Genomic DNA, 25,065 nt, shown 5'->3' with positions numbered 1-25,065 from the left:
TAAATATTAGGCTGTAGTAATTATATGATTTTCGCTGTAATGGCGCTCTATGTATTGTTTTGCTTTCTCAGCGCGCGCTCTGAAGTCAGTCTCTATTTGGCACACACAACGGGACTCCCAGAGCTTTTTATCTATAGCTTCAGCCAACCTTTTAGGATTTAAAGATATTAGCGCTTTATGCAGCTGAAAGGAGGTCAATGATTCAAAGTTTTCCCAAGCGTCAGTCTTCACACTAAGTTCCTGGCATAACTCAACTTCCAACGTAGTGACTTCTTCGTCTTTCTCTAGAAAGTCTTCACCATAATCATCTAAATAGGTAACTTTAAACTCAATGCCCTTTGAGGTTTTACGTGCATCTAACCCAACCAACCAACAGTCAAATACCGCCCCATATATTCGAAGATAATCTTCTAGTAGCGGTAGCCAATGTTCTTGGTTTGAGGCTTGTTTATTAAGGCCAATATGGTCTGCTATTTGAATCTTACCTTCGTTCTCTTGTTGATGCTCATCATAGTGCTTGTGGGTACCCAATCTAGGCAACAAATTAGGGTAATGCTCTAGTACATCCCCCCAAACATGAGGCTCATAAGCATACTGTTGCTTGTAGTCTTCCTTCAGGTATTCGATATGTTCAACAATTACATGAAGGCCCAACTTTTCTAGTGAGGTTTCAAGCCCTTTATCTAAGTTATTCACTATCGGGTTTAAGTAGCTATCATCGGCAGAAAGTAGCTCATTAATAAGCTTCATATCCTCTAATAAATAGGAAGTTAAAAGGCTCTTATCCCCATCAAGTACGTTTTTGGTTAACTTAGCAAATGGGCTCTCATCCATATAATCAGGGAACCTTAATAAATCACTGAGCTTTAACCCTTTCGCTAGTGCATACTTAAGGCCTTGCTCATTACCAATGGTAAATAAATAACCTAGTAAAGACTGCTCGTCACATTCAATTGTGCTCCAATCGATGTCCTTATAATCAAGGTATGCAAAATATTTAGACTGCATTAATGCAGGTAACAAATAGAAGGTTTTTGTTTGATAAACATACGTTATCGTACTATTGAAAGAGTCTAAGTGCTGGTGGTGCTGGTAATCATTAACATCAGTAGATGGGAATAATAAAAGCATGTTGAAAAGCTCTTCACTCCCCCTCAAGAAAGCCTCACAAAGCAAGCTTATTTCATAGTCACTTTCAGATATACAAAACTGCTGATTTGGCTGTAAATCAAGCGCTACCATGTAACTTAGCAGCACATCTACTTTGCCGGATTCTAATGCCAAAACTGCTGGCGACTCACCATTACATAAGTTTTCGTCACCTAGTTTGCTTAATAAAAGTCCAGCAGCGACAAAAGTGCCACGCTCTAATAGCTCTCGATAATCAGCTAGAATACCGGCTTCACTACTGTATTCTTTTTGAAATTTTATCGAATTGTGAGTTGCGCGAATTTTTTCTATTTGCTTTTCTAGCCAACCCTCTTTAATTAAACGAACTAAATTCTCTGGCTGTAGCTGCTCGATGTCTATCATCTTGCCTTCCTTGACAATATATTAGGCGTAGATAAGTTCTAAAAAACTTAAATTTATATAGAACCATTCCTTGTACAAATATAATACTATCAATATTTTATGTACTTAACTACTGCTACGTAAACATGTGATCACTGATCAGGTGATCACATAAGACTAACACAGACAGCCACTATTAATCAGTAACTTAGCAAAATAAACCTCTCGATAAAAACAAAATATACCGAAAGCACCTTCGACTCAGTAGGTTACTTAGTAATATTGTGTGTTTTGCTATCTTTTCACGTATTAACTAGCCAAATAGCTGAAAATTAGACATAGAAAACTCACTGCTTTAAAGCAGCGCTGTAAAGTATTGGTATGGATAGAGGCTAGCTTTTGTCTATTAACTTACAACTTTGCTTGAAGTGCCGTCGCACTCGATGGGTATGCTCACAAAACTTGTCATGTTGTTGTAAGTGCCCCACAGGGCCATGGAATAACTGACCAAAATCATTCACTATTTTTGACCAGTTTTCTGCGGGAACATTCAGCCTTTCAAATATCGCTAAGCTGCTTTCGCTAATTGCCCCAGGCTTATCATCGCGAATTACTCGGCCTGTTTCGTCCACCAGTTGCAGATAGTCTTTTACAGAAAAAGCCAACCCTTTCGGTTGGTTAGCGCGCTCATTGCCTATAAACGGCAATAACTCTTGTGGCTGCTCACCTTTCAGTGCTGCTTTAATCCTGAGTTTAATACTGGTGTGGTTGGATTCTTCGGGTGTATTAGCCATGCAGGCTCTTACTGGGTTTAAATCCACATAGGCCATACAAGCCAACACTGCAGCTTCATCCAATAGAGCTTGGCATTTGAAGCGCCCTTCCCAAAAACGACCAGTGCACTTGTCTTCTGCATTGGCTTGCCTCGCAATAGGCTCATTCAAACACCTCATAAACCAAGAAATATCCATTAGGCGAGAACGATATTCTCTCACCTGTTTAATCAGCACGAAGGCCTCGCCACCACTAAGCACTTCACCTTTGGCAAATCTTTGAGTAATTTCAGTGCCTTTGAATAACTGATGCCAATGCTCCACTACCTCTAGGTCGCTCCAAGCATTGGCTTTATCTACATCAACACTAAGTACCACATGTAAGTGGTTAGACATCACTGCATACGCCGCCACATCAATGGCGAAAATGCTAGGAAGTGCTAATATTAAGTCTTCTACCCACTTTCTCCTGTGGTTATAGTTCTTTCCTGTAAGATGATGTTTTCCCATTAAAAAAGCACCTCTCACCATTTTTGTGTAACAGTGGTATATCGTGGTGTCTTGGTAAGATATTTGGTATTTGCGGGGAAGAGTCATAACAACCTCCTATAACTCAAACTTATCTAAGTCTAGTTCAGAATAGCTGTTAGTGTCTCTTATAGTGGGTGTCACGATTAGAGAAAGCTGAATTCCAGTTACAAAAAAGCCGCTTCAAATGAATGAAGCGGCTTTCTTATGAATATGGTACCAGTGGGCGGACTTGAACCGCCACTCCCGAAGGAAACGGATTTTGAATCCGTCGTGTCTACCAATTTCACCACACTGGCATTGCGTAAAGCAATTGTTTGGCATTATAGAATGACTGCATTATCTTGCAAGCGCTAATTGTACTATGACCTATCAATTGCACAAATATTCAACTTAAAATGCGTAACGAACGCCAACTACCCCTTCAAGTTGTAATTTAGTATCGTTAACTAAGTACAAGGTTGGTTGTAATTCACCAAAAAAGACAAAATCTTCAACCTGTGCTGAGGCACCAAATACCGCTCTCGCAGCTAACTTGTGGTAATAATCATTACGTAATTTACCACCGATGCCCCAATAAAAATGTGGATGACCACTAAACCTAAAAGTTTTATCTACCGCTACAGAGAAACGATTTAGACCTATTGTCGCTTGATAACCTTGGTAACGGAAAGCAACTCCAGAATCTTCACCTACGGCAATACCAACCTGAGTGCCACCAATACCAGTCCCTACTGTCGAACGACGTTGTCTCGGAGTCGGCTTTGGGGCTGCTGGCTGCTTTTGCACCTCTGGCTGAACTTGTGCTTGGGTATCAGGGGTAACCTGACGATAGCCACCATTACTCTGCGCCAACACCGGCATTGCAACCATCGAAGCTGCTACTAATAACCACTTTTTCATTATTCGTACCGTTAAATTATCAAAATTAACCAAGCATAGTCAGCTTAGCTGAAATTAAGCTGAACTCGTCTCACTTTGTTATCGCTTAACATAGTTTTAGTGATTTGGTTCATACTTATGGGTATTAGTTTTCCTGTAAAAATTTGTTAGACTTTGCAGCGATTACAAATAAGGGATCCCCATGAGTGCAAATTTAGATCATGCCAATTTTCCACGCAGCGGTTTTTGGCGCCGTATAGGTGCTGCTATCTACGACTTATTATTGGCTGCGGCGGTGTATATGGTTGCGGGCGCATTAGGCTTTGGCTTTTTTATGCTGCTGTTATCGACCGATGTTATTGCCAATGCCAGTGTCGATGATGCTGCCGCATTACTTAATTCAAATGCTATGTATCATCGACTTTATCAAGGATGGATATTCTTGTGGGTTGCTGGTTTTTATGTCTGGTTTTGGTCTAAAGGCCAAACCTTAGGTATGCGAGCTTGGCGCCTTAAAATACAGCATCCTAACGGCCAAACGATCTCTCCTTTAGTGGCTTTATCTCGCCTATTTTGGGCTTTGTTCGGTGTGGGTAATTTATGGATTTTAATCAGTGCAGATAAACGCGCTTTACAAGATAAAATGACCGCTTCTGAAGTTGTGGTGTTATCTATGGAAGCCAACAAATTAAAGAACTGGCAAGGGGTTTAACACCTCTTATCGAATAAAAAAGCGCCGCAGTTTTTACTGCGGCTTTTTTTTTATTCAGGCTTTCTTCAATAGCCATATTGCCAACATAGTGAAAAATACACTTGGCGCCATCGCCCCTAATATTGGTGGTAATTGAAATACGAGTGATGCGGTAGCAAACACTTCTGAACATAAGAAGTAACCAAAACCAGCGGCCATGCCAATAAGCATTCTGGCACCAAAATTTGAGGTTCGAATTGGACTAAATACAAAAGACAGTGCCATTAACATCATGACCGCAATAATGACAGGCTGCATCAGTTTCCGCCATAAAGCCAACTGATAATGACTGGGATCTTGTTTATTAACCTCTAAGTATTCTAAATAGGCAAGTAGGCCTGAAATCGACAGCGATTTAGGGTTTGATGAAACCACAGATAATTTATCTGGCGTTAGGCTAGAGACCCAAAATCCTGTTTCTTGTTCTATTTTCTCTATTTTGTCCATACTAAAAAAACTATGGGTCACATTCTCAAGCTGCCAATAGTTATTATTAAACTGGGCTTTTTCAGCAAAAATAACTTCTTTTAGCTGGTGCTGATCATCCAATTTATATTGGGTCACGCCCCTGAGACTAAAGATATCTTCAACCTCATTAATGTTGACGAAGTTATCGCCATCCTTTGCCCAGGTTCCCTTGAGTCCTTTGATCAAGCTGCCCCCTGAGATTTTTTCAGTTCTCAGCTCAAGTGCTATCCTTTCCCCTTCTGGGGCAACCCATTCTGACATCGCCATAATCACCACCATTAATGGCACTGCGGTTTTCATCACTGAGGTAACAATCTGTAATCGAGATAGTCCCGCCGCCTGCATAACGACCAGTTCGGAATTTTGTGCAAGCACTCCCATCCCCATTAAGGCCCCCAATAGCACAGCCATCGGGAAGAACATTTCAATATCTCTTGGAATCAAATAAAAGCTATAAAGCATAGCATCTAATATTTGGTAATCTCCCTGACCAATTAATCTGAGTTGGTCCACCCACTTAATGATGCTTGAAAGGCCAGTTAATGTTAACAAAGTTAATGCTGTGGTCGCTAAAATGATCCGCGCTATATACCAATCTAAAATTCTCATTATTTGCGCCCCCTAGTGCGAACTACGCTCCACAATCTCACGCCTATTGGTCGGTCTTTAATTAAGAAAAATGCAGCTAACATTAATCCACCTAGATGTACCCACCACATTCCCATATAGGCCGGTATCACTTCATCCTCTAGGGCTTTTCGTCCTGCCACAAGGACTCCAAAATAGCTTAAGTAAAGCAAGATTGCCGGTGCCATTTTAGCAAATTTACCTTGTCTTACATTTACTCTGGCCAGGGGCACCGCCAGCAATGTCAATACCGGTATCGATAGTGGGATCCCTAAACGCCAATGAAACTCTGCATTTGCTCGAGGAGTTTCTAACTTCAACAATTCGTCCACAGGCATCGCACTTAATCTAAGTCTTTGCTGCTCTTCTTGCTGTGCTTGGATTTGCATAGAATAACTGGAAAACTGCAATACTTGATGATCCAACCCAAAAGTGGACAGCTCATATCGAGTGCCATCAGCCAGCGTCAGCATTTGTGAGCCGGAATCACCTTCGATAATTTTCCCCCCACGAGCAAAGACTAAATTATTCCTTTTTTGGTTTTGTTCTTCGTCGTTAATGTTGGCCACGAAAATATTTTCAAGGGTATTATCTTTATTGATTTGTTCAACAAATATCACGGCTTTGCCGTTGGCTGCTTGCTGAAACCGTCCCTGACTTAATACCGCTAACCCTGCCTCGTTTTTCGCTTGTTCAAGGACTTTCATTTGAGTCTGCTGCGCCCAAGGGGCAACGTAGACCGATAAAGCAAAAGCTAACGCCAAGTTAAATATCGCCAAAAGGGATGTCACCCTTGCAACATACCATTCACTTACCCCTATAGCATGCAACACTGTCATCTCACTTTCAGCATACATACGACCATGAGCCAGCAAAACCCCTAAAAACAAACTTAATGGTACGATTAACGCCGCCAACCAAGGGAGGTTTAGGCCAATAAGTGTTGCCACCAATCCAGCTGGAAAGTCCCCATTTGATGCACCAGATAAGACACGGACAAAGTTCTCACTCAGAAAGATAGCCAATAAAACAAACAGCACTGTTACTTGTGCTTTGAGGACTTCTTTGATGAGGTATTTAAATAAAATCACTGCCAATTCCGTTAATAAACTTGTATTTTTGCGCAAATCCGCTTAACTTCAATATAAATGCTGCTTTTTTACTAGTTTTCTAGCCTTAGACCCTACTCTTAAGGTAAAGCGCGAACAAAAATATAAAAATTTAAACTATCCCGATTAGCTGAACTGAAATCGCGGAAAGCTTTATTATCTAACAATAATGACTGTATGTCTTTAATAATTAGGAGTGTTCATGGAGTTTCATGTCAAGAGCGGTAGCCCTGAGAAACAACGTTCTGCTTGTATTGTAGTTGGTGTTTACGAGCCCCGTCGTTTATCAGGCATTGCTGAGCAACTTGATCAAATTAGTGAAGGTTATATTTCAAACCTACTGCGTCGTGGCGATCTTGAAGGTAAGCCAGGACAAATGCTGTTGCTGCATCATGTACCTAATGTCCTTTCTGAGCGGGTTCTGCTGGTTGGCTGTGGTAAAGAACGTGAACTTGATGAGCGTCAATATAAGCAAATTATCACTAAAACCATCAATACTCTAAATGAAACTGGCTCAATGGAAGCAGTATGTTTCCTAACCGAGCTTCATGTTAAAGGTCGCGACACTTATTGGAAAGTTCGTCAAGCCGTAGAGACTAGCCATGCCAGTCTTTATAATTTTGATGTTCTAAAAAGCAAAAAAGATGAATACCGTCGCCCCCTTCGTAAACTCATCTTTAACGTACCTACCCGCCGTGAATTAACGCTAGGAGAACAGGCCGTTAATCATGGTAATGCGGTGGCTGCGGGTATGAAGCTTTGTCGTGACGTGGCCAACATGCCACCAAACATTTGTAATCCCGCTTACCTTGCTTCACAAGCTCGTCAAATGGCCGAGAACTTTGACAAGCTGACAGTAACAACGGTAGGAGAAGAACAAATGGAACAGCTGGGTATGAATTCATACTTAGCGGTTGGCCGTGGTAGTGACAACGAATCAATCATGACAGTAATGAACTACCAAGGTAATCCAGATTCAAGCGCTCGTCCTATTGTGTTAATTGGTAAGGGTTTAACCTTTGATTCCGGTGGTATTTCACTTAAACCTGGCGCTGGCATGGATGAGATGAAATATGACATGGGCGGTGCTGCGGGCGTTCTTGGTGCAATGCAAACCCTAGTTGAAATGGATCTCCCATTAAACGTGATTGGTATTCTAGCGGGCTGTGAGAACATGCCTTCTGGCCGTGCTTACCGTCCTGGGGACATTTTAACTACCATGTCTGGTCAAACCGTGGAAGTGTTAAACACTGACGCCGAAGGCCGTTTAGTGCTGTGTGACGCACTAACTTACGTTGAGCGTTTTGATCCTGAGTTAGTGATTGATACCGCCACCCTAACCGGTGCCTGTGTGGTCGCTTTAGGTGGTCAAGCCTCAGGTCTCCTGGCTAACCATAATCCCCTTGCCCATGAAATTTTAAATGCGGGTGAGCAATCCGGTGACCGCGCATGGCGCTTACCATTATGGGATGAGTATCAGTCACAACTGGACAGCCCATTTGCGGATATGGCTAACATTGGTGGCAAAGAAGCCGGGACCATTACTGCGGCGTGTTTCCTATCTCGCTTTGCTAAAAAGTACCACTGGGCACACATTGACTGTGCTGGTACCGCTTGGCAGTCTGGCAAGAATAAAGGTTCCACCGGCCGTCCTGTACCTATTTTGGCTCAATTCCTACTGAACCGCGTTGACGCCAGCAGCCAAGAGTAAACTTAAGTTAACAATTTTAAAAAACGGTAAGCTTAGCTTGCCGTTTTTTTTTGCTATCCCCTAGAGCCTAGTGCATTTTTACGTCATAATATGGGGTTTATAAGTATTTACGAAAAACTGAACACAAAACCGCCAAAAGCGGCGTTTTCGGTTTAAATAGCGCTAATGCTATCGCCTTTATGGCCTAACTTCAGAGAATATCGATTCCATGGAAAAGACTTACAATCCTAATTCAATCGAGCAAGCCCTATATCAAGCTTGGGAAGAGAAAGGTTACTTCAAGCCAAGTGGTGACCAATCAAACGGTAACTACTCAATCATGATCCCGCCACCAAACGTCACCGGTAGCCTACACATGGGTCATGCTTTCCAAGATACCATCATGGATACCCTAATTCGTTACCAACGTATGAAGGGTAAGAACACCCTTTGGCAAGTGGGTACTGACCACGCAGGTATTGCCACGCAAATGCTGGTTGAGCGTAAGCTGGAAGCTGAAGAAGGGTTATCACGTCACGATATTGGCCGTGATGCTTTCATGGATAAAGTATGGGACTGGAAGGAACAATCCGGCGGTACCATTACTAAACAGCTACGTCGTCTTGGTGCCTCGGTAGATTGGGATCGTGAACGCTTTACCATGGACGAAGGTCTATCTAAAGCCGTACAAGAAGTGTTTGTTCGTCTATACCAAGACGACCTAATTTACCGTGGTAAGCGCCTGGTAAACTGGGATCCAAAACTGCACACTGCGATTTCTGATCTTGAAGTAGAAAACAAAGACAAGCAAGGCCATATGTGGCACTTCCGCTACCCATTAGCAGATGACACCCTAACTTCTGATGGTAAAGACTACCTAGTGGTCGCCACCACTCGTCCAGAAACCATGCTGGGTGACTCTGCGGTTGCCGTAAATCCTGAAGATCCTCGTTACAAAGATTTAATCGGTAAAGAGATCATTCTTCCTATCGTTAATCGTCGCATCCCAATTGTGGGTGACGAACACGCGGATATGGAAAAAGGCACAGGTTGTGTGAAAATCACCCCTGCCCACGACTTTAACGACTATGAAGTAGGTAAGCGTGCTGGCCTTGTAATGTACAACATCTTCACTAAAAACGCTGAAGTTCGTACAGAAGCGGAAGTGATCAACACCGATGGCACCTTAAATAAAGACATTGAAGCGCCACTGCCAGAGCGTTATCACGGTCTAGAGCGTTTTGCCGCCCGTAAAGCCATTGTTGCTGAGTTTGAGCAACTGGGTTTGCTTGACGAAATTAAAGATCATGCTTTAACCATCCCTTATGGTGACCGTTCTGGGGTGGTGATTGAGCCACTACTGACAGACCAATGGTATGTTGCCGTTGCGCCGATGGCGAAAACCGCCCTCGAAGCCGTAGAAAATGGCGACATTCAGTTTGTGCCTAAGCAATATGAAAACATGTACTACTCTTGGATGCGTGACATTCAAGACTGGTGTATTTCTCGTCAGTTATGGTGGGGGCATCGAATCCCTGCTTGGTACGATGAAGCTGGTAAAGTATACGTTGGCCGCTCTGAAGAAGAAGTTCGTCAAAATAACAACCTAGGCAGCGATGTTACTCTTAAGCAAGATGATGATGTCCTTGATACTTGGTTCTCTTCTGCACTTTGGACCTTCTCGACCCTAGGTTGGCCAGAGAACACCGAAGACCTTAAGACTTTCCACCCATCTGACGTACTGGTAACCGGTTTCGATATTATCTTCTTCTGGGTTGCCCGCATGATCATGATGACCATGCACTTCATCAAAGATGAAGACGGTAAACCACAGGTACCGTTTAAAACCGTTTATGTTACTGGTCTTATCCGTGATGAAAACGGTGACAAGATGTCTAAATCTAAGGGTAACGTGCTTGACCCACTCGATATGATTGACGGTATCGACCTTGAAAGCCTACTGCATAAGCGTACTTCGAACATGATGCAGTCTAAGCTTGCTGACAAGATTGGTAAGTCGACCAAGAAGCAGTTCCCTGATGGCATCAACCCACACGGTACCGATGCGCTGCGCTTTACCCTAGCGGCAATGGCTTCAACTGGTCGTGACATTAACTGGGATATGAGTCGTCTTGATGGCTACCGTAACTTCTGCAACAAGATTTGGAACGCTTCTCGTTATGTGTTAATGAATACCGAAGAACAAGATTGCGGTCAAAACGGCGGTGACATGACACTATCACTGGCAGACAAATGGATTGTTGGTCTATTCAATGAAACCGTACAACAGGTATCGGGCCACATTGACAACTACCGTTTCGACCTTGCCGCCAATGCCCTATATGAGTTCACATGGAATCAATTCTGTGACTGGTACCTAGAACTCACTAAGCCGGTTCTACAAAGCGGTAACGAAGCCGAGCAACGCGGTACACGTCATACCCTAGTGACCATTTTAGAAGCCCTAATGCGTCTAATGCACCCAGTAATGCCATACATTACTGAAACCATTTGGAACCGTGTTAAGCCTCTAGTTAACGTCACTGGTGACACCATTATGCTAGCCGCCTACCCAGAATTTGATGGTTCTGCGGTAGACAAGCAAGCAATGAGTGACCTTGAGTGGCTAAAACAAGCCATTGTTGCGGTACGTAATATCCGTGCTGAACTGGCTATCTCGCCAAGCAAGCCACTAAACGCACTAGTGCGCAACCTAGATACAGATGCCGAGCGCCGCCTGCAGGAAAACCAAACCTTCCTATTTAAGCTGGCTAACCTTGAAGACATTAAGGTACTAGGCGCGGATGACACCGCACCGCTTTCTACCACTGCGCTTGTGGGAGACATGGAACTGCTTATCCCTATGGCAGGTCTGGTCGATGTGGAAGCGGAAGTGGCTCGTATCGATAAACAGCTAGAAAAGATCAACAAGGATCTCGCCCGCGTTGAAGGCAAGCTAAACAACGACAATTTTGTTAGTAAAGCCCCTGCTGCAGTAATCGAAAAAGAACAAGCTAAGCTTGATGAAATGCGTCGTGACGTGGCTAAGCTAAACGAACAAAAACAGCAATTAGCTTCTTTATAAGAGATTCATTGACTGCAATGATTAAAGGCTGCCCCTAGGCAGCCTTTTTTATATGCTTTTTGCATATTCTTTACATAATTAATTGACGTTAACACTCATGTAAAAAGTGCTTGTAAAAATTAATTTATAATGAAGTATTCATTACCTATTAAGTATTTATATGCCATACTCGATTCTATATTGATGTTACGGATCACTGTCTGTCATCTATACTCATATGAGCCTATTACTAAGAGCGATACTGAATGAGATTAATAGCTTTACTATTAGCTAGTGGCTTAACATTTACTGCAATAGCAGCTGAACAGCCATCATCAAAAGCAAAAGATCCCCGCACTCAAAATAAAGTTGGGCTTGGTGGCATAACCCTTATGGATGGTCGAATAAATTTCGGTCCTAGCTTTGGTATTTATCCAGGTAAAGATAAATACTTTTGGGGATTTAGCGGTGGCTACACCCATATGCTTGATGACAAGTGGTCAGTTTCTGGTGTCCTTGCTTGGGACCAAGAAGTTGAGCCTCAAGATAATGGCCCAAACAAGCAAAGTCATACCTTTACTGCCATTGCTACGGTCAATTACGCTATCAATGATACCTTTACGATTACCACAGGTATCGCTAAGGGCTTCTTAGAAGATTCAAACCCGCGCAAAGAGTATGAATTTGTTGACGGTGACTGGTCAACCGGTGTCTCATTAGGGATTAGTACCCCAATCAATGATCACTTAAGCTTTGATTTCAGTACCTCTTATGAGTACAACCTGACTCAAAATGAATACGACATCAGTTTTGATGGCGGCTTCTCAGTGCCCTTCTAAAAATCCAAATCTAATTGAGAATTGGTATTAGTGGCTTCTTTTTTGAAGTCACGATTTCTACTTCTGGCTTTTCGCTGATTACATAACCTGATGACTTCTTTTTTTTGAGCATCGCTGTAGGTTTGCCACTCAAACCTTTCCTGCCTTGAGCGTGCACAACCTCGACAATAACCTTTGTTATTGTTTTGACAAACCCCAACACATGGGCTTGGTATTTCAAAGATCTCTATCTGCTGCAAATTAGCGCTCTTATCTGGTTAGTAAACATTTACAACTATGCTACTTTATAGTTAAATGTTGTATAAGTTTTTCAAAATTACTGAATATACTCTGCTATAAAATTGTGGAGACATTTTTTAGGTAAGGATACCTAATATGAAACTACAAATATTAATATGTGATGATTCTAAACTTGCTAGGAAGCATACCTCAAATATTATTAACAGTTTATTTGATGTTGATATTTTCCTGGCACAAAATGCTGAGCAAGCATACGCGGTATTAGCTAATCAAACTATTGATGTCTTATTACTTGATCTAAACCTGCCGAACATCAGTGGTTTTGATATTTTGGAGTTTATCAAACCCCGCTACCCTTCTTTGAAGATAATAGTGATCTCTGCTGATTGCCAGTTAAAGACCAAACAAAAAGTAGCCCAACTTGGTGCCCAACTTTTTCTAGAAAAGCCCATTTATAGTGAAGATGTCTTTTTGGCTTTTAAGCAATTAGGGATCAATGAACCCCATCAGATTAGCGCTCAGACTTGCCCTCATGCAGTCACCCCAGATTTAATTGAGGCTAGCCAAGAACTTGCTAATATTGCCATGGGAAATTCAGCATCGCTATTTGGGTTACTCTATGATCGCTTCGTTGAAATCCAAAGTCCAAGTTCTTATCTGAGTAATCTTGGTCAACTCACCGCACAATTATCAACTTTTCCTAAGGATGAAATCTCCGCAGTCTGCCAAAGCTTTATAGGGTCAGGATTAAGTGGTGAAGCCATGCTGCTATTTAACATTAATGGCTTCGAAGAAATGGCAACTATCATGGAAATTAGTGAACAGGAGCATCCTGAAGCAGAGATTTTAGTGGACTTATCCAATATGCTGGTAGGGGCATTTTTAGCAGGATTTGCTGAATTGCTTGCTTGTCAATTAAATCAAAATAACCCTGTCATTTTGGGCCACCACCTTTGTCTGGCAGAAATATTCGAGAACCACCGAAATTCTACTGAGCAACACTTAGTGATAGAAATGAACTATCGAATTCCTGCTACTAGTATCGATTGTAAATTACTGGTGGTAATAGGTGAGCACTCCATTGCTGTACTGGAGAATAAATTAAGTAAGATCAAAGTATGGAACTAATCAGCAGCAACCTTAAAAAGCACACAGGAAACCTAGAAGATTTATTCAATAACCTTGAAATCGGTGTTGTAATGATAGATCAACATGGCATTGTGCATAATTGGAATAGATTTATGGAGGAATATTCAGGTATTTCTTTTGCGCAAATTCAAGGAAAAGATCTATTTAAATCCTGCCCAGAACTCCCTGAGACTTGGTTAAGACAAAAAATCAAAGCCGCCTTTATGTATAAAAATCGATCCTTTATTAACTGGGAGCAGAGGCCGCATTTATTTCCTTTTATCAAGTCGCAACCGTTAACGGGCTTAGGCAATAAAATGTACCAAAATATCACCCTACAGCCGACTCTAAATGCTAATGGTGATTTTGAGTTACTCAGCATTTTGGTTTACGACGTGTCGCAAATTGCCCATTCTAAACTCAAATTGGAGCAAGTTAGCCAAACAGATGGGCTTACTCATCTGTATAATCGTGAATTTATGATGCAGTCACTAGAGAAGCAATTAGCGCATTTTCATCGGAATAAAACCCATGCCAGTTTACTCATTATTGATGTTGATCATTTCAAGAGTATTAATGACACTTATGGGCACTTATTTGGTGATAGAGTACTGCATAATCTCGGTAAAATGATAAAAGAATCACTTCGAAAAACCGATATTGCGGCCCGCTTAGGGGGTGAAGAATTCGCCATTCTTTTGCCGGATGCAAACCGAAGTAGCGCCAATTATTTTGCCAGAAGATTTCATAAACACCTTGAGAAACTGGTGTTTTGCAATAAAAATCAAGAGTTTAACATTACCGTAAGTATCGGTATCGCCCAACTTGATGGCAGCATCAACAATATTAACGATTGGATTGAACTGGCCGATAAGGCACTTTATCAAGCCAAAGCCAACGGTAGAAACCGCACAGAATGGGCATAATTTAATACAATAGCAGCAATAGTTTTGGCGTTAGCCAAGGTATAATCAAGACACTAAAGGCACCGCACAGAACCAAAGCTGAAGCACTATAACTAAGCGCAGTATCACTAGCCCTTAGTAATGAAGCCGTACCCATTGCGTGGGAAGAACTGCCTACCGCCACACCTATGACTTTATTGTTTTCTATCTTCAGCAAGTTAACTAACCATGGCCAACTTAACGATCCTGTTAAACCTGCAATCGTCACCGAGAATGCACTCAAGGCTAACACACCATCTAACTCTGCCGTAACCACTAGCGCCAATGGCGTAGTAATACTTTTTCCAGCCAAAGACTGCTGGAGAGCCTCAGACAGACCTAATAAATAATATATAATTGTACCGATAACTGTGCTTAAACCAGTTAGCATCAAACAAATTACGGCTAATTTCAAAAAGTGGCGTTTACCCTGTTGAATAACATTATACAAGGGTACGGCAAACAAGATGACAACCCACTCCAGTAATAAGTAGGCAACCCGAGTACCTTGCTGATAATCCTCTAGATTAATAACATTAAACAGCAAAATAGCTATCATGATCAGCAGACTGGTAAAAATCACTGGATTTAACCATTTAAAACGCCTTTGCCAATGCTGGCATAACTTAAATAGCCCTAAGGTTAGACTTAGACTTAATGCGCTTATTAGAGTTATTTCCATTTTTTTAAGCCTAACATAATCACTATCAGTTGCAGCAAGGTCGCCAACGCAGTACCCAACACAATTGCCCAACCTTGGCTCAAAAGTTGTTGTTGGACGGCTAATAATGCCACAATCACCGGCACAAACAGCACTGACATATTCGCCATCGCCCACTGGGACAATGACTGTATCCATTGCAGTGGTACCAGCTTAGTCACTAAAGCGATCAGGAGAATTAACATGGCTAAAATACTTACAGGGATACTCAGCTGAAAATAATCAACCGTTATTAACCCAGTCCAGTAGCACAGTAGTACCACAGATATTGCCCGTAGCTGATGCAAGATGACTCTCCATGTTAACTATCTTGAGTATTGAAAAAATGCTAATTCACAACCAATAAGACTAAAATTAGCTTCAAAAAAAAGGCTGTTAAATAACAACCTTATTAATTACAGATTAATCTTGATCTTGTGAGTAATCGGCATCGGGATCCATAAAGTAGGTTCCCCAGCCATCGTATTCTACCCCAAGATTCTGACAGAGCTCTATTACTGTTTTACAGTCAATATTGAGCCTTTCAACTTCAAGTTCTTGTTCCATAATGATATCAAAACTGAAAAGGATTGCGCCATTTTCCAATTCTAATTGTTCAGCATCGGTTACTTCATAACCCTGCTTGAAACATTCTACTGCTGCCCTTTCCAGAGTTTCAAAGTTACTGCTGGCGATATGGTGCTCAATAGTATAAAGCGCATCCGGATCTGAACCATCAGCAAGCAGCTCTTTTACGATAGATTGATTTTCAGTAAATTGTTCACTAAGAATTTGTTCAATGCTCATGTTTAACCTTGTTTATCTAATTTAGGTTTACTACCAAGCTCAGCATTTAGTCGATCAAAACATTCGACCATTTGAGCTCGAGCTGATTCAGCCAGTTGTTTAATTTGTTCGGGCGCAATACCATCGGTTCTCACCGGCGGCAAAATTTCTATAATTATTTCACCATTATTCCAACGATTCAAACTGAGCCCCTGCTGACATGAAGCTACCACTGGCACAATATCAGATTTTGCAGCAAGAGCCGTATGGAAAGCCCCTAATTTAAAAGGTAATATGCCACGCCCTCTAGAACGAGTTCCTTCCGGAAAAACCCATAAGGAGCGCCCCGTTTTATGGAGCTTTTTAGTGGCTTTGTTAAGTGTTTTAATGGCCTTACGACGATTACTACGATCAATTAAAATATTGCCTATCAACCAATATAATTGGCCAAAAAATGGCATCCAAAGAATGCTCTTCTTACCTAAGCTTACGGTACCAGGTTGAACTGCGGCGGTAATTGTAAATAAGTCGAAGGTATTTTGATGGTTGCCAATATAAATATGGCTACCTGCGGGAGCTTGCCCTCTGACGGTGACTTTAATCCCTAGAAGGTGACGGCAGCTACTCAGAATTTTTGCAAACACATAGACATTATTATTATGTCTAGGGCGAGCAATAACGAGGAGTATTGAAAAAATAAACCCAGCGACTAACAGCAATAACAACAATAAAGATCGAACAACGAGTAGCATAATCACAGCCCTAAAATACTTAGGCTAATGATTATAACAGCTTAGTGTTATCTTCATTAGCCTATTTTTTAGGGCTGGTTGTTTTTTGTGCTAGCTTGTGACTTCAGCCTCATTATCCGCTTGTTGCTCGACTTCAATACTGTCGACTCTTTGTAGGCCCCTTGGCAATTTAGCTCCACGACGACCTCGTTCACCTTTGTAGTGCTCTAAATCACTTGGTTTGAGGGTCAATTTACGCTTGCCAGCCCACAAAGTCACGCTTGAATGTTCAGGCACTAAGGCTATCTGAGTCAGTAATTCTTCTCTGTTGGCTGCCTTAGCTGTCGGTATTCCTATGATTTTATTACCCTTACCTTTTGATAGAGAAGGCAACGCTTGTAATGGGAAAATCAACATTCGACCTTCGTTAGTCACTGCCAGAATATTCGCTTGCTGATCGCTAACGACTTGCGGTGGCATCACTTTGGCGCCTGAAGGCAAACTTAATAAGGCTTTACCTGCTTTATTGCGTGAAAGCATATCTTTAAAACTACAAATGAAGCCATAACCCGCATCTGACGCCATAAGATATTGCTGATCGTCTAGCCCCATCAATACCTGTTCAATTTGCTCACCAGCGACAATATTAAATCGACCTGTGACCGGTTCACCTTGGCTTCTGGCCGATGGCAAGCTATGGGTCTCAGTACTAAAAGCACGACCTGAACTGTCCAGCATAACTACTGGCTGATTTGAGCGACCTTTGGCACTAGTCAAATAGTTATCACCTGATTTATAGCTTAAGCTGGCCGCATCGATATCATGCCCCTTAGCCGCACGTATCCAGCCTTTTTCTGATAGGACTACCGTAATGGCTTCTGATGGCATCAATTGATTTTCAGTTAATGCTTTAGCTTCAGCTCGAGCCACCAAAGGTGATCGACGCTCATCACCATAGTTTTCGGCATCTTTGAGGATTTCTTTTTTAACTAGCGTCTTCATCCTAGCTTCAGAACCGAGTAACTGCTCCAGCTTTTCCCTTTCTTGCTCGAGCTCTGCTTGCTCACCACGAATTTTAATTTCTTCAAGCTTGGCCAGTTGTCGTAATTTAATCTCTAAAATGGATTCAGCTTGCTTATCCGACAATCCAAAGCGAGCAATAAGAGCGGCCTTAGGTTCATCCTCATTTCGAATAATCTCAATGACTTCATCAAGATTCAAAAACGCAATTAATAAGCCTTCTAACACATGTAAGCGAGCAAGCACTTTATCCAAACGATACTGAATACGACGAGTCACCACTGCAATACGGTACTCTAACCATTCCTTGAGGATCTGCACCAGCCCCTTAACTTGTGGCTTGCCATTAAGACCTATCATATTGAGGTTAATGCGATAGCTCTTTTCTAAATCAGTGGTGGCAAACAAGTGCTGCATAACTTGTTCGCTATCTACCCGGTTCGATCTTGGCGTGATGACTAATCGCACTGGATTTTCATGATCAGATTCATCCCTAAGATCGCTTACCATCGGTAATTTTTTAGCCTGCATTTGTGCTGCAATCTGTTCTAAAATTTTACCGCCACTTACCTGATGGGGGAGTGCATTAATGACGATATCACCATTTTCAATCGTATAAACAGCGCGCATTTTAATGCTGCCCTTACCACTTTGATAAATCTTTTTGATATCGTCTGCAGGGGTGATAATTTCAGCATTTGTTGGATAATCTGGTGCTTGTACATGTTCTAAAACCTCATCAAGTTCAGCTTTAGGATTTGCCAATAGATGCACACACGCATTCGCGACCTCTTTAACATTATGAGGTGGGATATCGGTCGCCATCCCGACCGCAATCCCTGTGATACCGTTAAGTAAAATATGGGGTAAACGTGCCGGCAGCGTCAGTGGCTCTTTCATGGTGCCATCAAAGTTTGGCCCCCAATCAACGGTACCTTGACCTAATTCACTCAATAGAACTTCTGAGAACTTGGCTAGGCGAGATTCGGTATAACGCATTGCTGCGAAGGACTTAGGATCATCTGGCGCCCCCCAGTTACCTTGACCATCAACCAATGGGTAACGATATGAGAACGGTTGTGCCATCAATACCATAGCTTCATAACAAGCACTGTCACCATGGGGATGATATTTACCTAACACATCACCAACGGTACGAGCGGACTTTTTATATTTTGCCGTTGCCGACAAGCCCAATTCGCTCATCGCATAAATAATGCGTCGTTGAACAGGCTTTAAGCCATCGCCGATATGAGGCAATGCCCTGTCCATGATCACGTACATTGAATAGTTTAAGTATGCATCTTCACTAAAGCGTCCTATCGACAGCTGTTCAACTCCATCAGAAGTTAAGTCAATGGCATCACTCATAATTTATTTTCCCTATCGGCAACATCATCTTTGTGATGAGTAATTCTGTATATTTTATTTTTTAAACGGTCGCTGATTAACACTGAACCATCTGTTAATTGGGCTATATCACTTGGACTTGCGGTGGGAAATTCACCATCAAGAAAGCTGACAAAGGTACTGCGATTGATTGGTATACCTTGCCCGTTGAACCTCAAACTGGTCACTTGGTAGCCAACCTTTGAAGAGCGGTAGCGAGAACCCCGTTCAGCGATCAGTAACGAACCTTGGAATGGCTTGGGTAACATTTCACCTTCATAAAATAATATTCCTGCTGGCGCAACATGGGCAGGCAATAAAAAAGCAGGTTGCGTTATTTGTAGCCTTGCTGGCTTAACGTAACTTTTCTCTTCAATATTTCCTGCATGTCGATAAGGAAAACCAAAGTGCTCTCCTTGAAAGCTAATTCGATTAACTTCATCCGCTGGAACATTATCTCCGAGCCAGTCTCTGGAGTTATCACTGAACCATAATTGTTGCCCCAATGGGCTCCAGTCAATGCCTCCGGCATTTCTGATCCCCGCTGCAATTTGCTTCACTTCATTGTTTACGGGGTTAATTTTTATAATAGAGCCGTGCAGTTGTTGGGGTTGACAAACATTGCAACCACTGGAAATTGTAGCGTAAAGCCAATTATCTGGCCCTAGTTTTAATATCCTCGAATAATTTACATTCTGGTTTTGTGGTAAATTATCAAGGACAATTTGTGGCCGCAGTTTCTTATTTAATCGGCTTTCAATTTCAGCGAACTTTAATAACTTGTTACTATTAAGAACATACAAATCATTCCCTATAAATGTCATTCCCTGTGGGAATGACAGCCCCTTGCTAAGGGTGATTTTACGCTCAATACGGCCATCGTTATTAAAGTCAATTAAAGCATGAATCACTCCAGCCTCTGGAGCGGAAGCAAAAACAAGCCCAGTTGGACCAACTGCGATATGTTCAGCGCCTTTTAAGCCGGCGGCATACAACTCTACTTTTAATCCTTTAGCTACTTTTACCTGTTCTCTGGCATGAACAGAGAAACATAAAATAGCGCAGATAATCCCTATCCATGGCATCAAACTAACTCCGCGATATCCCCTTTACTTTCCAACCATACCTTGCGATCTCCAGAGCGTTTCTTAGCAAGTAGCATATCCATCAAGCCCATCACTTGTTCAGAATCATCGATCGTTAGCTGTACTAAGCGACGGGTATTTGGATCCATAGTGGTTTCTCTTAACTGTATTGGATTCATTTCACCCAAACCTTTAAAGCGAGTTACCTGAATTTTACCTTTGCGATTTTCTGCTGCTAATCGATCTAAAATACCTTGTTTTTCAGCATCATCTAATGCGTAGTAAACATCTTTAGCGATATCAATTCGATATAACGGTGGCATCGCCACATAAATATGACCCGCTTCAACCAAGACTTTAAAGTGTTTCAAAAATAACGCACATAACAAAGTAGCGATATGCAATCCATCGGAGTCAGCATCAGCCAAAATACAAATTTTATGGTAGCGTAATTCCGCTAAATTATCTGAATCAGGATCACACCCGATAGCAACCGAGATATCATGTACTTCTTGGGAGGCGAGCACCTGTTGAGCATCCACTTCCCAAGTATTCAAAATTTTACCACGCAATGGCATGATCGCTTGAAACTCGCGATCTCGAGCCTGCTTTGCAGAACCGCCGGCTGAATCCCCTTCGACTAAAAAGAGCTCTCCGCGACTAGGATCTTGAGAAGAACAATCGGTTAATTTACCCGGCAATGCTGGCCCTTGGGTCACTTTTTTACGGGCAACTTTTTTCGCCGAGCGGAGACGTTTTTGAGCATTATTAATACATAGCTCAGCAATCAATTCCGCCTGATCGGTATGTTCATTTAGCCAAAGGCTAAACGCATCCCTTACCAAACCAGAAACAAATGCTGCCGACTGTCTAGAAGATAGCTTTTCTTTGGTTTGCCCAGCAAATTGTGGATCTTGCATTTTCACTGATAATACATAGCTGCATTTGTCCCAAATATCATCAGGACTCAGTTTAACGCCTCTTGGTAATAAATTTCTAAACTCACAAAACTCTCGAATAGACTCGAGTAGCCCCTGGCGCAAGCCATTAACATGGGTACCACCTAAAGCCGTAGGAATCAGGTTTACATAACTCTCTGATAAACCTTCTCCGCCCTCTGGTAGCCAACAAACAGCCCAATCTGCTGCCTCATGTTCTGCACTAAATGTCCCTACAAAAGGTTCTTGGGGTAACCGAACGAGATCTCCTAGAGAATCCTTTAAGTAATCGGTGAGTCCTTTTTCATAAAGCCATTCTTTCGTTTCGTCTGTTTGTTTATTAACAAATTTAATATGCAGACCAGGGCATAGAACGGCCTTAGAGCGTAATAAATGAGTTAACTTTAAGGCACTGTAATTGGCAGAGTCGAAATAGCTTGGATCAATCCAAAACTGAACTCTGGTACCCGTATTGCGCTTACCACAGCTACCTGTCACCGCAAGCTTTTGCGCAACCTCACCATTTTCAAAGGCCATCTCATAGACTTGACCATCGCGACGAACAGCAACCTCAACCCGTTGCGATAAGGCATTGACGACAGAAATCCCCACCCCATGCAAGCCACCAGAAAATTGGTAATTTTTGTTAGAGAACTTACCACCAGCATGTAATTTTGTAAAAATTAACTCTATCGCAGGGATCCCTTCTTCGGGATGAATATCTACTGGCATACCGCGGCCATCATCGATAACTTCTAATGAGTTATCGGTATGTAGAATGACCTCTACTTTACTAGCGTGCCCAGCTAAAGCTTCATCGACAGAGTTATCGATGACTTCCTGACCAAGGTGGTTAGGGCGAGTGGTGTCGGTGTACATACCAGGGCGACGTTTTACAGGATCTAGCCCGTTTAGTACCTCGATGGAATTGGCGTTATATTGATTGCTCATAGGATCATTCTTAAATATGGTTCTAGTTATAGTTTTGCATTGCCAATGCTATATTGTCAAAGGGACAAAAATTCAAAAATCTCTGGTAATAGCTGCTCAAAATCAATAAAGCTATGATCACCACCAGATTGCAAATACATCTGACAATTTTGATAATGCCAAATCGCTTGGCGGTAGTCTAATACCTCATCCCCACTTTGTTGCAAAAGTAAAATATTATCATGTTGTTGTACTAATGGGATGTCGAAAGCTTTAAGCTCTTCAATATGCTTAGGAAGTACTTGATAGCTTACGTTTGTATATGGATTTAACTGCTCTCCCAAATAGTCGACTAATAATTCATAAGGCTTAACTGCTGGATTAATCAATACTGCTTTACCACCATATTGGTGGCATAAGTAATTTGAAAAATAGCCTCCCAATGAAGAGCCAATAAAGTCAACCCGTTGATTATCGTTAATCGCCTCTACGACTAAACTCTCTAATTGAGCCATAGCGGCTGTGGGCGTATTGGCAAGTTCAGGAACTTGTAAATTAATATCTGGATAATTTCGCTTAACATAATCAACGACTAGCTTAGCTTTCAATGATTGGGCAGAACTATTAAATCCATGTATATAGAGCAACATCGGGCTCTTTCCTTAGTGTGACAACGGTAGCTGATTAATATTCGCCCTCAATAGCCAAGGGCTTTTGGATCGGGCACAAACTTTTGTCCGCTGATCCGTCTGACTTCAGAGCTAATGCTACCATCGCTGTGTAACTGTAACAATCGATAACCAGGCTGCAGCGTATCTAAAGTAAAATCAGCACACATGGGCTTAAACTGGATCCAAGTCGAAGGCGTTGCCATCATTTTCAAATGCTGGTGCTGAATGTCCATTTGTTGGTGCACATGCCCCCATAACACCCCTTTAATTTGGGCATGATCCTCAATGTGTTTAATAAACTCCGGGCCGTTTAATAGCCTGTGGTTATCCAACCAATCACAGCCCGTTAACACTGGATTATGATGCAAACACAGCAAAATATGATGGTTAGGATATTTGCTCAATGCTGCAGTGATCAGTTGTAACTGTGAAGCAGGGAGCAAACCAGAGGGCTTACCAACTTGAGTCGAGTTCAGCAGAAGCAGCAACCAATTCCCAATCTCAACCGCATTATGGGGATGCAGCCCAGGTATATGGATTGCATTTAAAGGATTGTCACCATTATCATGGTTACCCGGTAAATTATGCGCGGGTAACCCTAACTTAGCGATTGATTGATTAAAATTACGATAAGATTGAACGGTGCCGTCTTGGCTAATATCACCTGTTGCTAGCAACATATGCTGCTGATGAGCAATGCCAAGGATGTCATCTAACACCGCATTGAAGCTCTGCCAGGCATTAATCCCAAGTAAAGCGGTCTGTTTATCGGCAAATAGATGACAGTCAGTCACCTGTACAATATTTACACAGCCACTTTCAGGTTGGGGATAATGTTTTATATCTAGCACTTCGGCTCCCTTAATGGAGGCGGGTTCTTTACGACTAACTCTAAACAGCTCTTTAGTACATGCTGTAAGAAGGCATTAACCCTATATTTTTCATCTGGTTGGTGCATATTATCATTTGGATATTTATATACAGCAAGTAATCGCGAAACTTGTTGGTAAGTTAACACTTCCGCCAATCTAGCATCATGATAAAGCCGAATGGTCATGCTTAAATCAGGTAAAAAGCTTACCTTAGTCCAACTCATATTTAACTCAAAAGTTTCAGTGTAAGTACTGTTATCTTGTGTATTTAAATTCAACCTGATCTCATCAAATTCAATTGAGGTTCGCTGCTCATCCAACAGATGCAGCAATTGCTGAAGATAAGTATAGTTAAATTGGCAAACACTAAGCAGTTTTGCGACTCGAGGTTGGTAGTTACTTTTCATCATCGCCTAGATTTAAATAATTTAGCTGTAACCATTGTAACGCAATGATAGTAACCGCATTATCGATCTCTCCAGCTTCTAACCATTGCCATGCTTGTTGCCTTGGCATGGTATGGACCAAAATATCTTCATGTTCATCATCAACGCCACCTGAGATTGCTGCGGTGGTTGCATCAACTAAAGCCAAATAAAGACTGATACGCTCGCTACAACCTCCAGGTGATGTCATAAAGCTATTTATAAACATTAATTTATTTGCCCTCAAACCGGTCTCTTCAAACAATTCTAAAGTCGCCGTTTGTTCAATCGAGAGGTCTTTATCCAACATTCCAGCGACCACTTCAATTAGCCAAGGGGAACTGGGGTGCTGGCGAGCTGCTGCCCGAAACTGTTCAACCAAAACCACTTCATCACGTTTGGGGTCGTATGCCAACACTGCCACAGCATCACCACGCTCAAAAATTTCTCTGTGGATGATATCTGAGTCTGTATTGTCGAACCGTTTATGGCGCAATGTGTACCTATCAAGCTGAAAAAAACCTTGATAACAGCTCTCTTTGTTTATAATTTCTACATCCCGTAGATTATATTTTGGTATTCTTTGCTTCAATCGTGAGCCCTTTCTCATTTATCCAATTAATTGCTAGCTATACTTTACTAAATTTTTGCTATTTATTGCAGAATTCAAAAACTGTTACACTTGAATGATTGACTGCTATTCAATTAACTAATAAAAAGCTATTTAAAACAAACAGATTAACCGAATTCATCTTTTGAGTGGTAGGCATTATTGCTCAATAACAAGTCACACTATCGATAAGGATAGCCAATGAAACTTAAGATACGCACTTTATGCGCCTCAGTTGGATTATTAGCTGCTAGCAGCAGCACTTTTGCAGCAGACTTAATGCAGATATATCAGCAAGCTCTGCTAAACGATCCACAAGTCCTACAAGCCAAAGCCCAGCGTGATGCCCAGTA

23 protein-coding genes, 1 tRNA gene and 1 pseudogene are annotated in these 25,065 nt (G+C 41.9%); 7 read left to right on the top strand and 18 right to left on the bottom strand.

What is annotated here, in order from left to right:
- Positions 1 to 6: 6 nt before the first annotated feature.
- From GFB48_RS15620 to GFB48_RS15605, 4 genes are all read right to left on the bottom strand, one after another.
- Positions 7 to 1,533 (bottom strand): hypothetical protein, encoded by a 1,527-nt coding sequence (locus GFB48_RS15620; RefSeq protein ID WP_163937910.1) that lies wholly within the window; start codon positions 1,531 to 1,533, stop codon positions 7 to 9.
- A gap of 371 nt (positions 1,534 to 1,904) precedes the next feature.
- Positions 1,905 to 2,882 carry a transposase gene (locus tag GFB48_RS15615; protein WP_163937907.1) on the bottom strand — a complete coding sequence of 326 codons (978 nt, stop codon included), beginning with the start codon at positions 2,880 to 2,882 and terminating at the stop codon, positions 1,905 to 1,907.
- A gap of 145 nt (positions 2,883 to 3,027) precedes the next feature.
- Positions 3,028 to 3,112, bottom strand: a tRNA-Leu gene (locus tag GFB48_RS15610).
- A 94-nt stretch (positions 3,113 to 3,206) separates the two neighbouring features.
- Positions 3,207 to 3,716: a hypothetical protein gene (locus GFB48_RS15605; RefSeq protein ID WP_163937904.1), complete on the bottom strand. Its 510-nt coding sequence runs from the start codon at positions 3,714 to 3,716 to the stop codon at positions 3,207 to 3,209.
- A 181-nt stretch (positions 3,717 to 3,897) separates the two neighbouring features.
- On the opposite strand from GFB48_RS15605, the gene GFB48_RS15600 reads away from it, so the two are divergent.
- A complete protein-coding gene (locus GFB48_RS15600) occupies positions 3,898 to 4,407 on the top strand; it encodes an RDD family protein (RefSeq protein ID WP_163937901.1) in 510 nt (169 codons plus the stop codon).
- Positions 4,408 to 4,461: 54 nt separating this feature from the next.
- Here GFB48_RS15600 and lptG read toward each other — a convergent pair whose 3' ends face one another.
- Together lptG and lptF are read right to left on the bottom strand one after the other, a co-directional pair.
- Positions 4,462 to 5,523, bottom strand: coding sequence for an LPS export ABC transporter permease LptG (gene lptG / locus GFB48_RS15595; RefSeq protein ID WP_163937897.1), 1,062 nt, complete (start codon positions 5,521 to 5,523; stop codon positions 4,462 to 4,464).
- On the bottom strand, positions 5,523 to 6,632 hold the full coding sequence (gene lptF / locus GFB48_RS15590) for an LPS export ABC transporter permease LptF (RefSeq protein ID WP_163937894.1): 1,110 nt from the start codon (positions 6,630 to 6,632) through the stop codon (positions 5,523 to 5,525). The genes lptG and lptF overlap by 1 nt, the downstream gene beginning before the upstream one ends.
- A 220-nt stretch (positions 6,633 to 6,852) precedes the next feature.
- Between lptF and pepA the strand changes: the two genes are divergently transcribed.
- The 3 genes from pepA to GFB48_RS15575 all read left to right on the top strand — a co-directional run bounded on the left by pepA (position 6,853) and on the right by GFB48_RS15575 (position 12,243).
- The gene (pepA, locus tag GFB48_RS15585; RefSeq protein ID WP_163937891.1) at positions 6,853 to 8,361 is read left to right on the top strand and encodes a leucyl aminopeptidase; all 1,509 of its coding nucleotides are present in this window, start codon (positions 6,853 to 6,855) and stop codon (positions 8,359 to 8,361) included.
- Between the two features lie 208 nt (positions 8,362 to 8,569).
- Positions 8,570 to 11,425, top strand: coding sequence for a valine--tRNA ligase (locus tag GFB48_RS15580; protein WP_163937888.1), 2,856 nt, complete (start codon positions 8,570 to 8,572; stop codon positions 11,423 to 11,425).
- Between the two features lie 245 nt (positions 11,426 to 11,670).
- Complete coding sequence (locus GFB48_RS15575; RefSeq protein ID WP_163937885.1) at positions 11,671 to 12,243, top strand: outer membrane beta-barrel protein; 573 nt, start codon at positions 11,671 to 11,673, stop codon at positions 12,241 to 12,243.
- Here GFB48_RS15575 and GFB48_RS15570 read toward each other — a convergent pair.
- A complete protein-coding gene (locus GFB48_RS15570; RefSeq protein WP_163937882.1) occupies positions 12,240 to 12,482 on the bottom strand; it encodes a DUF1289 domain-containing protein in 243 nt (80 codons plus the stop codon). The genes GFB48_RS15575 and GFB48_RS15570 overlap by 4 nt on opposite strands.
- Positions 12,483 to 12,618: 136 nt before the next feature.
- Here GFB48_RS15570 and GFB48_RS15565 point away from each other — a divergent pair, with 136 nt between their 5' ends.
- Together GFB48_RS15565 and GFB48_RS15560 are read left to right on the top strand one after the other, a co-directional pair.
- Positions 12,619 to 13,611 (top strand): response regulator, encoded by a 993-nt coding sequence (locus GFB48_RS15565; RefSeq protein WP_163937880.1) that lies wholly within the window; start codon positions 12,619 to 12,621, stop codon positions 13,609 to 13,611.
- A complete protein-coding gene (locus GFB48_RS15560; protein WP_163937877.1) occupies positions 13,602 to 14,537 on the top strand; it encodes a GGDEF domain-containing protein in 936 nt (311 codons plus the stop codon). The genes GFB48_RS15565 and GFB48_RS15560 overlap by 10 nt, the downstream gene beginning before the upstream one ends.
- Before the next feature lies 1 nt (position 14,538).
- Here the strand turns inward: GFB48_RS15560 and GFB48_RS15555 are convergent, their stop codons facing one another.
- The 11 genes from GFB48_RS15555 to GFB48_RS15505 form a co-directional block, all read right to left on the bottom strand.
- Positions 14,539 to 15,237, bottom strand: a complete 699-nt coding sequence (locus GFB48_RS15555) for an LrgB family protein (RefSeq protein WP_163937873.1) — start codon at positions 15,235 to 15,237, stop codon at positions 14,539 to 14,541.
- On the bottom strand, positions 15,228 to 15,563 hold the full coding sequence (locus GFB48_RS15550) for a CidA/LrgA family protein (protein WP_163937871.1): 336 nt from the start codon (positions 15,561 to 15,563) through the stop codon (positions 15,228 to 15,230). The genes GFB48_RS15555 and GFB48_RS15550 overlap by 10 nt, the downstream gene beginning before the upstream one ends.
- A 115-nt stretch (positions 15,564 to 15,678) precedes the next feature.
- The gene (gene rraB, locus GFB48_RS15545) at positions 15,679 to 16,062 is read right to left on the bottom strand and encodes a ribonuclease E inhibitor RraB (RefSeq protein WP_163937868.1); all 384 of its coding nucleotides are present in this window, start codon (positions 16,060 to 16,062) and stop codon (positions 15,679 to 15,681) included.
- A 2-nt stretch (positions 16,063 to 16,064) separates the two neighbouring features.
- Positions 16,065 to 16,793, bottom strand: a complete 729-nt coding sequence (locus GFB48_RS15540; protein WP_163937865.1) for a 1-acylglycerol-3-phosphate O-acyltransferase — start codon at positions 16,791 to 16,793, stop codon at positions 16,065 to 16,067.
- Between the two features lie 90 nt (positions 16,794 to 16,883).
- On the bottom strand, positions 16,884 to 19,163 hold the full coding sequence (gene parC / locus GFB48_RS15535) for a DNA topoisomerase IV subunit A (RefSeq protein ID WP_163937862.1): 2,280 nt from the start codon (positions 19,161 to 19,163) through the stop codon (positions 16,884 to 16,886).
- The gene (locus GFB48_RS15530) at positions 19,160 to 20,266 is read right to left on the bottom strand and encodes a sorbosone dehydrogenase family protein (protein ID WP_240464891.1); all 1,107 of its coding nucleotides are present in this window, start codon (positions 20,264 to 20,266) and stop codon (positions 19,160 to 19,162) included. The genes parC and GFB48_RS15530 overlap by 4 nt, the downstream gene beginning before the upstream one ends.
- Positions 20,266 to 22,155, bottom strand: coding sequence for a DNA topoisomerase IV subunit B (parE, locus tag GFB48_RS15525; RefSeq protein WP_163937854.1), 1,890 nt, complete (start codon positions 22,153 to 22,155; stop codon positions 20,266 to 20,268). The genes GFB48_RS15530 and parE overlap by 1 nt, the downstream gene beginning before the upstream one ends.
- Positions 22,156 to 22,211: 56 nt before the next feature.
- The gene (locus tag GFB48_RS15520; protein ID WP_163937851.1) at positions 22,212 to 22,784 is read right to left on the bottom strand and encodes a YqiA/YcfP family alpha/beta fold hydrolase; all 573 of its coding nucleotides are present in this window, start codon (positions 22,782 to 22,784) and stop codon (positions 22,212 to 22,214) included.
- A gap of 47 nt (positions 22,785 to 22,831) precedes the next feature.
- On the bottom strand, positions 22,832 to 23,656 hold the full coding sequence (cpdA, locus tag GFB48_RS15515) for a 3',5'-cyclic-AMP phosphodiesterase (protein ID WP_163937848.1): 825 nt from the start codon (positions 23,654 to 23,656) through the stop codon (positions 22,832 to 22,834).
- On the bottom strand, positions 23,650 to 24,087 hold the full coding sequence (locus tag GFB48_RS15510) for a DUF1249 domain-containing protein (protein WP_163937845.1): 438 nt from the start codon (positions 24,085 to 24,087) through the stop codon (positions 23,650 to 23,652). The genes cpdA and GFB48_RS15510 overlap by 7 nt, the downstream gene beginning before the upstream one ends.
- Positions 24,074 to 24,712, bottom strand: a complete 639-nt coding sequence (locus GFB48_RS15505) for an NUDIX domain-containing protein (RefSeq protein ID WP_163937843.1) — start codon at positions 24,710 to 24,712, stop codon at positions 24,074 to 24,076. The genes GFB48_RS15510 and GFB48_RS15505 overlap by 14 nt, the downstream gene beginning before the upstream one ends.
- A gap of 201 nt (positions 24,713 to 24,913) precedes the next feature.
- Here GFB48_RS15505 and tolC point away from each other — a divergent pair.
- Positions 24,914 to 25,065 (top strand): annotated as a pseudogene (gene tolC / locus GFB48_RS17720) (outer membrane channel protein TolC); the annotation flags it as partial.

This window comes from Paraferrimonas sp. SM1919 (assembly GCF_010993985.1).
Taxonomy (GTDB): Bacteria; Pseudomonadota; Gammaproteobacteria; order Enterobacterales; family Shewanellaceae; genus SM1919.
This window is presented reverse-complemented; position numbering and strand designations above follow the sequence as displayed.

Excerpts from the sequence above, each read along its gene's own strand:
- GFB48_RS15620 (WP_163937910.1), bottom strand. The coding sequence starts at position 1,533 with ATGATAGACATCGAGCAGCTACAGCCAGAGAATTTAGTTCGTTTAATT.
- GFB48_RS15615 (WP_163937907.1), bottom strand. The coding sequence starts at position 2,882 with ATGACTCTTCCCCGCAAATACCAAATATCTTACCAAGACACCACGATA.
- GFB48_RS15605 (WP_163937904.1), bottom strand. The coding sequence starts at position 3,716 with ATGAAAAAGTGGTTATTAGTAGCAGCTTCGATGGTTGCAATGCCGGTG.
- GFB48_RS15600 (WP_163937901.1), top strand. The coding sequence starts at position 3,898 with ATGAGTGCAAATTTAGATCATGCCAATTTTCCACGCAGCGGTTTTTGG.
- lptG (WP_163937897.1), bottom strand. The coding sequence starts at position 5,523 with ATGAGAATTTTAGATTGGTATATAGCGCGGATCATTTTAGCGACCACA.
- pepA (WP_163937891.1), top strand. The coding sequence starts at position 6,853 with ATGGAGTTTCATGTCAAGAGCGGTAGCCCTGAGAAACAACGTTCTGCT.
- GFB48_RS15580 (WP_163937888.1), top strand. The coding sequence starts at position 8,570 with ATGGAAAAGACTTACAATCCTAATTCAATCGAGCAAGCCCTATATCAA.
- GFB48_RS15575 (WP_163937885.1), top strand. The coding sequence starts at position 11,671 with ATGAGATTAATAGCTTTACTATTAGCTAGTGGCTTAACATTTACTGCA.
- GFB48_RS15565 (WP_163937880.1), top strand. The coding sequence starts at position 12,619 with ATGAAACTACAAATATTAATATGTGATGATTCTAAACTTGCTAGGAAG.
- GFB48_RS15560 (WP_163937877.1), top strand. The coding sequence starts at position 13,602 with ATGGAACTAATCAGCAGCAACCTTAAAAAGCACACAGGAAACCTAGAA.
- GFB48_RS15555 (WP_163937873.1), bottom strand. The coding sequence starts at position 15,237 with ATGGAAATAACTCTAATAAGCGCATTAAGTCTAAGTCTAACCTTAGGG.
- rraB (WP_163937868.1), bottom strand. The coding sequence starts at position 16,062 with ATGAGCATTGAACAAATTCTTAGTGAACAATTTACTGAAAATCAATCT.
- GFB48_RS15540 (WP_163937865.1), bottom strand. The coding sequence starts at position 16,793 with ATGCTACTCGTTGTTCGATCTTTATTGTTGTTATTGCTGTTAGTCGCT.
- parC (WP_163937862.1), bottom strand. The coding sequence starts at position 19,163 with ATGAGTGATGCCATTGACTTAACTTCTGATGGAGTTGAACAGCTGTCG.
- GFB48_RS15530 (WP_240464891.1), bottom strand. The coding sequence starts at position 20,266 with ATGCCATGGATAGGGATTATCTGCGCTATTTTATGTTTCTCTGTTCAT.
- parE (WP_163937854.1), bottom strand. The coding sequence starts at position 22,155 with ATGAGCAATCAATATAACGCCAATTCCATCGAGGTACTAAACGGGCTA.
- GFB48_RS15520 (WP_163937851.1), bottom strand. The coding sequence starts at position 22,784 with ATGTTGCTCTATATACATGGATTTAATAGTTCTGCCCAATCATTGAAA.
- GFB48_RS15510 (WP_163937845.1), bottom strand. The coding sequence starts at position 24,087 with ATGATGAAAAGTAACTACCAACCTCGAGTCGCAAAACTGCTTAGTGTT.
- GFB48_RS15505 (WP_163937843.1), bottom strand. The coding sequence starts at position 24,712 with ATGAGAAAGGGCTCACGATTGAAGCAAAGAATACCAAAATATAATCTA.